This window comes from Flavobacterium aquidurense (assembly GCF_002217195.1).
Lineage (GTDB): Bacteria > Bacteroidota > Bacteroidia > Flavobacteriales > Flavobacteriaceae > Flavobacterium > Flavobacterium frigidimaris.
This window is the reverse complement of record NZ_MUGR01000044.1, coordinates 31892-43089: the sequence shown is the minus strand read 5'-3', so window position 1 is coordinate 43089 and position 11198 is coordinate 31892. Positions and strand designations below refer to the sequence as shown.

The following is an 11198-nucleotide window of genomic DNA, read 5'->3' as shown; positions in this document are numbered from 1 at the left end:
TTGTTTTGAGACGGCTCCTTTTTTTATATCAATTGGGTTTTACCGGTTTCGTTTACAAGTCGCACAGATTTATTATAAAAAAGTTTGATTAAAAGGACTTCAACTAGCGAAGTATATTTTTTGCGATCACATTCATACCACCAATATGAGTAATATTGAATGTTGTTTTTCTCCATTTTTACCTGCCATATTCTTTCATTGTCCGAAGAAATCATTTTCGATTCTATAATTTTATACCCAGTTCCTGTCCAGCAGACCAAAGGATTGTGTGACGGAGTTTTAATATAGATAAGTTTTTCAGGAGTTACAATTTTAAAAACTTCAGGACTTATCCAGATTCCTTTTTTAAGATTATAAGTTGTATTTAAATTTTCGAGCAAATTATGTTTCAATTCTTTTTTGATTTCTAAGCTGGTTATGAGTACAATTGAAAATGCTATTGTAATAAGTAAGAAGGTAAATTTATTAGAATTTGACTGGAGTGTTTCTTCTTGATTAGGTTTAAAAAAACGAATGAAGAATAACATTGGTATAATTTGATAAAATGCAAAACAAAGTAAACCAATCGTGTAATGTAAAGTATTCTCTTCTGTGCAATTAAATAAAATTAAAGTTACGATTCTGAAATAATTCGAAATGATATTGAATAAAATCACCATAAAACAAAACAGAAAGATTTGTTTGATATTGAAATATTTATGTTGTTTTCGTTCTTCCAGAGTCAGTAAAAAAGCTCCAACAAGCAAACCGGTTTTAAACATCGACAATCCCATACATGCCGTATCTATAGTGATTTTCGCATTGTTGATATAAAAATTAACACCTTCGATCTTTGTTATTGGGATGAAATCTTTTAAAGTGAGATATACGCCGTAACAAAGAGTTTGTTTGATTTCTACAGTCAAATAATCAAAAAAAGTACTGAAAACGGATGAGAATAATAAGATACAGATAAAGGCGATGAATGAAAATTTTCTGGTAAGACTGTAATATAAAAAGCAGGCTAGCAATGCTAAAGCTAAAAAATGCAAAGATTTGGTATGCAAACGAAAGCTTATAAATTCTAATATAAAAATTAAAACTAAAAGAGGGTAGTTCATATTGAATGAAGTTTTTCTACCCCCAATTAGAAACAATACGATTGAAAATACAATTCCGAATAGATTACTGTCAAGCCCAGACATCACTATATTGGAGTTCATAGCCAGTAAACAAGCCAGAATCAATAGGGTAATTGCGTTTTTGTATTGAAATATAAAATTCATTAGATAGTTTGCTTTTTGTTTTTTCTGTAATAGAAGAAAAGTATTGTAGATCCCAGAATAATTAATGCCCATTCGTGTGGTTCAGGAACAGCACCGTCATTGTTGATAGAAGCATTTCCTAAAGTGTCTACATTTTTTTCGATTCCGTTATTTTTGTAATCTGCATCAGTTTCAAGAACGATTAGAGAAGATATTGGCGTTAAAATATTGGCATCTTTTGCCAGATCTACATATTGGTTTTGAACTAGTGAATCATTCTGAATTTTAACCTGTTCTTCAAGTACTTTTCCGAAAGCATACATTCTGTAAATATGATTTGGTCCATTGCTTTTGGTAGCGCTGGTTTGCGGAATTTCTTGAATCGCAATATTTGCAGGTTCTATATTGACCGTGTTCGCTGCTGTTTTAAATAGAATAAATTGATTTTTATTAATGAGTTCTAAGCTGTTTTTTAAGCTCGTCTGAAAGTAATCTACATATTTTTGCTCCTTGACAGTCTGCCAGAACGGATTAATATCAGATGAAATATTAATTACTTTTAAATTTCGCTCTTTTGTTCCGGTTCTTATTTCCTTTAAATAACCGGAATCTTCAAGTTCTTCAAAATTAGCAGAAAACGTACCGCATTTTGTGATGATTAAGCTGTTTGGAGTGATTTTATAAAGCGGTAACAACGAATAATGCAGATCTTCAAATTCTAATTCCATAGCTTTAAAATTGTCTTTATCGATTGCTTTCTTTTCACCATTTATAATAACAAACAAATTCTTTTTATTTAAGTCCACAAAAGATTCGATTTGTTTGGTCGTCCAGCTGCTGTTCAGGTCTAATATAATTTCTGAAGGTGTAAACGGAATAGCTGTTTTCTGAATTTCTTTGACTTCATACACTTTATTTTTCCAAACAAATGAATTTGATTGTAGAGTTTTTGATAATGGCATAGCAGCTTCCCATTCGTCTAATCCTTTCGATTGATTGATGTAGTGGTCCTTATTCCGTTCAAAATTTTTGCTGGTTTCTATTTTTGTATTTCCAACGGTCTGGATTCTTGATATCGTTTCGGCGTTCGAAATGTTCGGGCCTTTTATAGAAAGACTCTGATATTTCATTTGATTGTCTTCGACTTTTAGAGGAGTTGTAAAACCACATTTAAAAGTGCGTGGCGTTTTATAATTAATCGGGAAAATCCTGACAACCACTTTGTTTCCTTCTTTCCATTGCATTAAAGAGGGATCGCGGTATTCTACACCAACAATTTGTTTATATGCAGCCTTCGCTTTTTCTTTTGTAGTCAAAATTCCTTTTCTTTCGATTCCGTTTACCCATAATGATAACGATGTTGCAACAGCACCTTCCGGTAATTGAAAAGAATAAATAGCCTCCTTGTCGTTTCTCGCGGATTCTTGCTCGCAGGCAATTTTCATTGTGATTTCAGTATAAGCCAAACGCGTTTCCGGATAAATTTTCACATCTTCTTTAATGCTTTTGGTAAATAAATCGTCGCCACTCCATAATTGTTCTTCGGTTTCTAATCGTTTGTCAAAGTTTGATTTTAGAATGTTTATTTTATCATCGTAGTCCAGATTAAGGTCTTGGCAAAACAAATAAGCAATTGATATAAACGGATTATGAATTTTACGCTCATTAAATTGTTTACTGCCAAAGGAGTTAAAACTGTTAAAAGAAAATATATCATGAAGCGGAATGTATACGATGTCTTTTTTTAATAGAATTTCGTTAAAAAAATTAGGCTTTAAATTCTGTGAAATGGAGATATAATGAGGCAGCTCATTGTTTTGGTCAAATGAATTGATAGTGTTCAGTTGAGTTATTTTTCTGCTTTCAATATTTAATCCTGCAGTAAAGACGATCATGCTAATTAATACCACTAAAAAACCTCCGCTAAAAGAAACAGCATAAATTTTATTGTTACTGAGATATCGAATAATTGTGACTGTATGGATAATAATAACAAGTGCCGGTACCAAGCCATAGAAGCCTACTCCTAAAGCTATAAGTCCCATAAAAGAGAATGGCATAATTGGAATCAGGTAAAGCGCAAAATATAAAATGATTGAAAACGATATGCCATTTATGAAAAAAGCAATAGACGTATTTCCCTTTTCATCTGAATTTCTGTAAATAAAAAAATTAGACAGACAAAAAGCCAGAGTGGCTAAATAAACCCATACAGGGAGATCCTGAAAAACAGGGATGAAGGTATTTAAACTAAAGCACCCAATAAACCAGTTTAGAATCAGGAAAGGAACTAAATGAATATAGGTTTCTTTTTTTCTAAGTATTAAGAAGGAAACTCCAACTCCATATACAAATTCGAATATGAGACTTAATACATCAATTGATTCGTAATTACGCACATGATGCTCTTTGCAGAGAAGAGCGATAATTAAAAAAATACTGCTAAACAGTGTTACGATTAAACTAATTTTTACTCCGGGTTTTTGAGTATAATATTCTAAAAAATCTAATTTGTGTTTCATAGTTATATTTATTTAAAAGCACTTTGAGTTGCAAAGCTATAAAATAATTTGAATTACAAGTTTTTTATTTGATTTTTTTTGAAAATGAATGAAAGTTTAATCTTAGAATTGATTTTTTAAAATGCAGAAGAAAAAGTGGTGTAAAAGAGTAACTATAACGTTATAATTTCTTATTTAGAACCGTTCTTTGATTAAATAGAGGTAAAATCTGACTTCATTTATAACAGCAAATTCCGACTTTGTTAAAGAAAAGATTTTAAAATATCAATAATTTATTTTTTCAATTCAAAATTGATATTTTGACAAAAACAAGCAGTGAAAATCGTTTTTTAGCAATAATAATTTTTGAAAAGTCGACTTCTATTATATTTTTTTTAATTGTCGGCTTTAATACCTAAATTTGCGTACAAAAAAAATAAAATACCTAGAAAAGACTTTTATTATGAATATTTATCAGGATTACATCCAAGAAATTGAAGAACGAAAAGGTCAAGGGCTTAACCCGAAACCAATTGATGGCGCTGAATTATTAGGCGAAATCATTGAACAAATTAAAGATTTGAATAACGAGTACAGACAAGATTCTCTGAACTTTTTTATTTATAATGTTGTACCAGGTACTACTAGTGCAGCTGGTACGAAAGCTAAGTTTTTAAAGGAAATTATTTTGGGCCAATCCGAAGTAAAAGAAATAACACCTGCTTTTGCTTTTGAGTTATTATCACATATGAAAGGCGGACCTTCGATTGAAGTGTTGTTAGATTTAGCGCTTGGTGATCATACTTCTATTGCAAAACAAGCAGGAGATGTTCTTAAGACACAAGTTTACCTTTATGAGGCAGACACAGACCGTCTTAAAGAAGCATTTAAAAATGGTAATCCAATTGCTATTGAAATTCTTAAAAGTTACGCACAGGCAGAGTTTTTTACTTCACTGCCAGAAGTAGTTGAAGAAATTAAAGTAGTTACTTATATCGCTGGTGAAGGAGATATTTCGACAGATTTACTTTCTCCGGGTAACCAGGCGCACTCACGTTCTGACCGTGAACTTCACGGTAAATGTATGATTACGCCTCAGGCACAAGAAGAAATCAAAGCATTACAGGCAAAACATCCAGACGCAAGCGTTATGTTGATTGCTGAAAAAGGTACAATGGGTGTAGGTTCGTCAAGAATGTCAGGTGTAAACAACGTGGCACTTTGGACAGGTAAACAAGCAAGCCCTTATGTTCCATTTATTAATATTGCTCCAATCGTTGCAGGAACAAATGGTATTTCTCCAATTTTCCTAACAACTGTTGACGTTACTGGTGGTATTGGTTTAGACCTTAAAAACTGGGTAAAAAAGCTGGATGCAGAAGGTAATATTATTCGAAATGAGAATAATGAGCCAATTCTTGAAGAAGCATACTCTGTTGCTACAGGAACTGTACTTACAATAAACACAAAAACAAAAAAATTATACAACGGTGATCAGGAATTGATAGACATTTCTAAGGCATTTACGCCTCAGAAAATGGAATTTATCAAAGCTGGAGGATCATACGCAATTGTTTTTGGTAAAAAACTTCAAACATTAGCGGCAAAAGTTTTAGATATCGAAGCTCCACTTGTATTCGCTCCATCAAAAGAAATTTCAGTTGAAGGACAGGGACTTACAGCGGTAGAAAAAATCTTCAACAGAAATGCTGTTGGTATAACTGCTGGTAAAGTATTACACGCAGGTTCAGATGTTCGTGTAGAAGTTAATATCGTAGGTTCTCAGGATACGACTGGTCTTATGACTGCTCAGGAATTAGAGTCTATGGCTGCTACAGTAATTTCGCCAATCGTTGACGGTGCATACCAATCAGGTTGTCATACAGCTTCAGTTTGGGATAAAAAAGCGCAGGCAAACATTCCAAAATTGATGAAATTCATGAACGATTTTGGTTTGATCACAGCTCGTGATCCAAAAGGGGTTTATCATGCAATGACAGATGTAATTCACAAAGTACTTAACGATATTACAATTGATGAGTGGGCTATCATTATTGGTGGTGACTCTCATACAAGAATGTCAAAAGGTGTAGCTTTTGGTGCTGACTCAGGAACAGTTGCTCTTGCATTGGCTACTGGAGAAGCTTCAATGCCAATTCCGGAATCTGTAAAGGTGACGTTCAAAGGAGAGATGAAAGACTACATGGACTTCCGTGATGTGGTTCACGCTACACAAGCTCAGATGCTTAAAAAGTTTGGTGGTGAAAATGTTTTCCAGGGTAGAATTATCGAGGTTCATCTTGGAACTCTTACTGCTGACCAGGCATTTACATTTACTGACTGGACTGCAGAAATGAAAGCAAAAGCTTCTATCTGTATTTCTGAAGACGATACCTTAATTGAATCGCTGGAAATTGCAAAAGGCAGAATCCAGATCATGATTGACAAAGGAATGGACAATGAGAAACAAGTTCTTCAGGGATTGATCAATAAAGCAGATAAGAGAATTACAGAGATTAAATCAGCTGAAAAACCAGCCTTGACTCCAGATGCAAATGCGAAGTATTATGCTGAAGTTGTTGTTGATCTTGATCAGATTATCGAGCCAATGATTGCGGATCCGGACGTAAATAATGCGGATGTTTCTAAAAGATACACACACGATACCATCAGACCTTTATCTTTTTATGGTGGAGTAAAAAAAGTAGATCTTGGGTTTATCGGTTCTTGTATGGTTCACAAAGGAGACATGAAGATTTTGGCTCAGATGCTTAAAAACATTGAAGATATTCACGGTAAGGTTGAATTCAAGGCGCCGCTTGTAGTGGCTCCACCTACTTATAATATTGTAGATGAACTTAAAGTCGAAGGTGACTGGGAAGTTTTACAAAGATACTCTGGTTTCGAATTCAACGATAATGCACCTAAAGGAGCAGCACGTACTGAATATGAGAACATGTTGTACTTAGAGCGTCCGGGATGTAACCTTTGTATGGGGAACCAGGAAAAAGCAGCAAAAGGAGATACTGTAATGGCAACTTCAACACGTCTTTTCCAGGGAAGAGTAGTAGAAGATACTGAAGGTAAAAAAGGAGAGTCATTACTTTCTTCAACACCGGTAGTAGTTTTATCTACAATTCTTGGAAGAACTCCTACATTAGAGGAGTATACAGCAGCAGTAGAAGGTATTAACCTGACAAGGTTTGCTCCCTCTCATAAATTGTTAGTAATGTAATCCTGATTAGTTATAATCATTATATATAAAAAGCCTGAGTTGATAAACTCAGGCTTTTTCTTTTCCAGCTCCTCTATTTTTTGTAACTTGTGATGTTCAAAATAAAAAAACAAAAACAATTATACTTATGGCTTTTGATATTGAAATGATTAAAAAAGTGTATGAGAACATGCCAGGTCGTGTTGATAAAGCACGCGAGATTGTTGGTCGTCCACTTACGTTAACAGAGAAAATTTTATACAATCACCTTTGGGATGGAAATCCAACCAAGGCGTTTGGAAGAGGAGTAGATTATGTTGATTTTGCACCGGATCGTGTAGCATGTCAGGATGCAACTGCGCAAATGGCATTATTGCAATTTATGCACGCTGGAAAACCTAAGGTAGCAGTACCTACAACAGTGCACTGCGATCACTTGATTCAGGCAAAAGTTGATGCTGCAACAGATTTGGCCAGAGCAAAAACACAAAGTAATGAAGTTTTCGACTTCTTGTCGTCAGTTTCTAATAAATACGGAATTGGTTTTTGGAAACCGGGAGCAGGAATTATTCACCAGGTAGTACTTGAAAATTATGCTTTCCCGGGTGGAATGATGATTGGTACCGATTCGCACACTGTAAATGCAGGTGGTTTAGGAATGGTCGCCATTGGTGTTGGTGGAGCTGATGCCGTAGACGTTATGTCCGGTATGGCTTGGGAACTGAAATTCCCTAAATTAATTGGAGTAAAACTAACCGGTAAATTATCAGGCTGGACAGCTCCTAAAGATGTTATCCTTAAAGTTGCCGGTATTCTTACTGTAAAAGGAGGTACTGGTGCGATCGTTGAATATTTTGGTGAAGGTGCAACTTCTATGTCTTGTACCGGAAAAGGAACTATTTGTAACATGGGTGCTGAAATTGGGGCTACAACTTCAACTTTTGGTTATGATGATTCTATGAGTCGTTACCTGCGTTCTACAAACAGAGCTGATGTTGCTGATGCGGCAGATAAAGTAGCTTCTTACTTAACCGGAGATCCGGAAGTATATGCTGACCCTGAAAAATATTTTGACCAGGTTATCGAAATCAACTTAACGGAATTAGAACCACATTTAAACGGTCCTTTTACACCGGATTTAGCTACTCCAATTTCTAAAATGAAAGAAGCAGCCATCAAAAATAACTGGCCTTTACAAATTCAGGTAGGTCTGATTGGTTCTTGTACCAACTCTTCTTACGAAGATATCGCTCGTGCAGCTTCTTTGGCGAGACAAGTAAGTGCTAAAAACTTAAAAACTAAATCTCAATTTACTATTACTCCGGGTTCAGAGGTAGTTCGTTATACTATCGAAAGAGACGGATTTATAGATACATTCGAAAAAATTGGTGCTACCGTTTTTGCTAATGCCTGCGGACCATGTATTGGTATGTGGGATAGAGAAGGAGCAGAGAAAGAAGAAAGAAACACTATTGTTCACTCTTTCAATCGTAACTTCTCAAAACGTGCAGATGGTAACCCAAACACTTTAGCGTTCGTAGGTTCGCCAGAATTGGTTACCGCTATGGCTATTGCAGGTGACTTAGGTTTTAACCCCTTAACAGACACTCTAATCAACGAAGATGGCGAAGAAGTAATGCTTGAAGCACCAACCGGAGACGAATTGCCTCCAAGAGGATTTGATGTTAAAGATCCGGGATTTCAGGTTCCGGCAGAAGACGGTTCCGGAGTTCAGGTAGTGGTAAGTCCAACATCTGAGCGTTTGCAATTATTAGCTCCGTTTGATGCCTGGGATGGTAAAAACATTACAGGTGCTAAATTATTGATCAAAGCCTTCGGAAAATGTACTACCGATCATATTTCTATGGCCGGACCATGGTTGCGTTTCCGCGGACACTTGGATAATATTTCAAACAATATGTTAATTGGTGCAGTAAATGCATTCAACCAAAAAACAAACTCTGTCAAAAATCAATTAACCGGTACTTACGATGCAGTTCCTGCTGTAGCTCGTGCATACAAAGCCGCTGGAGTTCCGTCTATCGTGGTGGGAGATCACAATTATGGCGAAGGTTCATCTCGTGAGCATGCTGCAATGGAGCCACGTTTCTTAGGTGTTAAAGCGGTATTGGTAAAATCTTTTGCCCGTATTCACGAAACAAACCTTAAAAAACAAGGACTTTTAGGATTAACATTTGCAAACGAAGCGGATTATGATAAAATTCAGGAAGATGATACTATCAATTTTACTGATTTAACTGAGTTTGCTCCTGGAAAACCATTAACATTAGAATTCGTTCACGCCAATGGTACCAAAGACATCATTCTGGCAAACCATACTTACAACGCTGGTCAGATTGGCTGGTTTGTTGCAGGTTCAGCATTAAACTTAATCGCTGCCGGAAAAGCTTAATCTTTAAGATTCCATTTATAACAAGAACGCTCTGTGAAAACAGGGCGTTTTTTTATTTAGGAGCTATTTCCAGCTATCCGCTATATCTTTTTTTATGGCAGAAAAAGCCATAAAAAAAGGATGCCGCTTCTATCTGGGCTAGGACACTTGTTTTCATCAGAAGATTTGTGGTTTTTAAAATCTTTCAATAAATCCATCTTCAAAATAATGGGAATTATCAAATCAGCCATGAGCCTTAACTATGTTTGGTTTCTGTGACAAAATCTTAGTTCTGGTTGGTTTTGTATTTTTGAAATCTTCAACATCAATACTAAAAACATTAGAGGAAGGAGATTTAGTATGTCTGTTTTCATTACGTCCTCCCAAAAGGTATAATTTATTATCGTCATAATACATTGCCGAATACTTTAAAGCCAAATCCATTTCATATTCTTTAAGTTGTCTTGTCATTACATCATAAGTATATATTAATTGATCTTCGTAAGCATAAATCATATTTTCATGATACGCTATGGCTGGTTTGTCCAGTGCTGAAAATAGTTCGCCTTCTGTTTGCCAAACCTGCGTGTTTAAATCAAAAGTTTCTATTTGAGATAAAGGTTTGCCATCATTTCCGCCAATGAGATAAATTTTATCATCGACCAAAATTCCTGTCGTTTCTTTTGGGGTTGGCATATTAGTAAGTTCGTACCAATATCCCGAAGGAATGTTATATAAATGTACTTTGTTAGTGAATTTTTTTTCGCCGCTTTCAGTCGAACTTATAGATCCTCCTAGGACAACAATATTATCCTTATAAGTAAACGAAGCAAAATCAGCAGCCTGATGTGGATTTGTATTATCGATTTTAATGGTTTGTTTCTCCAGGTCCAAAACTTCAATTTGATCCTGCAGGTATTCCCAAATATTTCTATTATTAACGAATAATTTTTTCCCGCCTAATATATAGATCGAATTGTCGTAATAATGAATATTATGATAAGCTCTTTTATTTATTTTTAATTCTAATTTTGGATATTCCCAAGTGTCAGTTTTAATGTCATAAATAGAAAAATCTCGTCTATAATAAGAAAATAAAGAGATTTGTTTTGAAGCTTCCATATAGTTGTTTAAGTTGAAATCAGCTCTTTTTGACCGAATTAGTTGCAGTAGATCTGCTTCAACAGAGGTATCACCACCAATCACATAAATTTTTCCATCTTTCAAAAAAGAACCGAATGAAAAAACACCATGTTTTATAGGTGTTAATTTGTTATACGGAAGTTTTAACTTCAATTTGTGCGTGGCAGCAATGATTACGTTTGATAAATTTTGTACTTCCTCTTCCAGAAAAACTTTGTAGTTATTCTTTGCCAGATAACTTAAAGAAAACTGTGTGGTAATATATCCCACTTGAGAGAATTCTAATATTTCGTCGCCTTTAAATTTTGATAGAAGTTTTAAGGAAAACTGTCCATTTTCATCAGTTATTGTTCCAACCTTGCTTGATAGAGCAGAGACATTGGTGTTTTCAAGCGGAAGATTAGTGTTTTGAGAAACTATAGTTCCGTGTATGTTTTGTGCAATGGATAATAAAGGACAAAGGGCAAAAAAGAAAAGTAATTTTTTCAAGCTATTTTAGAGTTAAAGTTAGTTTAATAAAGTAAGGTTATTGGTTAATATGAAAAAATATTCGTACAAATTTTATGCCGAGAGTATTTTTTGAAAGAAAATTGATTTAAAATTTACATGTAGTATAGGGGAATAACCACCAGTTATCGAAATAGGAAAGTTTTTAAAATGTAGTAGTTCTTTATTCTATTATCAGATTTGAATTAGCTTTTATT

5 protein-coding genes are annotated in these 11198 nt (G+C 34.6%); 2 read left to right on the top strand and 3 right to left on the bottom strand.

The window, feature by feature from the left end; translation table 11 throughout:
• Nucleotides 1-23: 23 nt before the first annotated feature.
• Both xrtN and B0A67_RS20980 read right to left on the bottom strand, forming a co-directional pair.
• Entirely contained in the window at nt 24-1265 is a 1242-nt protein-coding gene (xrtN, locus tag B0A67_RS20985) for an exosortase N (protein ID WP_072965027.1), read from the bottom strand.
• Complete coding sequence (locus tag B0A67_RS20980) at nt 1265-3766, bottom strand: XrtN system VIT domain-containing protein (RefSeq protein WP_072965026.1); 2502 nt, start codon at nt 3764-3766, stop codon at nt 1265-1267. The genes xrtN and B0A67_RS20980 overlap by 1 nt, the downstream gene beginning before the upstream one ends.
• Nucleotides 3767-4208: 442 nt before the next feature.
• On the opposite strand from B0A67_RS20980, the gene B0A67_RS20975 reads away from it, so the two are divergent.
• Both B0A67_RS20975 and B0A67_RS20970 read left to right on the top strand, forming a co-directional pair.
• A complete protein-coding gene (locus B0A67_RS20975) occupies nt 4209-6980 on the top strand; it encodes a bifunctional aconitate hydratase 2/2-methylisocitrate dehydratase (RefSeq protein ID WP_072965030.1) in 2772 nt (923 codons plus the stop codon).
• 127 nt (nt 6981-7107) lie between these two features.
• Nucleotides 7108-9372: an aconitate hydratase gene (locus B0A67_RS20970; protein ID WP_072965025.1), complete on the top strand. Its 2265-nt coding sequence runs from the start codon at nt 7108-7110 to the stop codon at nt 9370-9372.
• Nucleotides 9373-9594: 222 nt separating this feature from the next.
• Here B0A67_RS20970 and B0A67_RS20965 read toward each other — a convergent pair whose 3' ends face one another.
• A complete protein-coding gene (locus tag B0A67_RS20965; RefSeq protein ID WP_072965024.1) occupies nt 9595-10983 on the bottom strand; it encodes a Kelch repeat-containing protein in 1389 nt (462 codons plus the stop codon).
• Nucleotides 10984-11198: the final 215 nt, after the last annotated feature.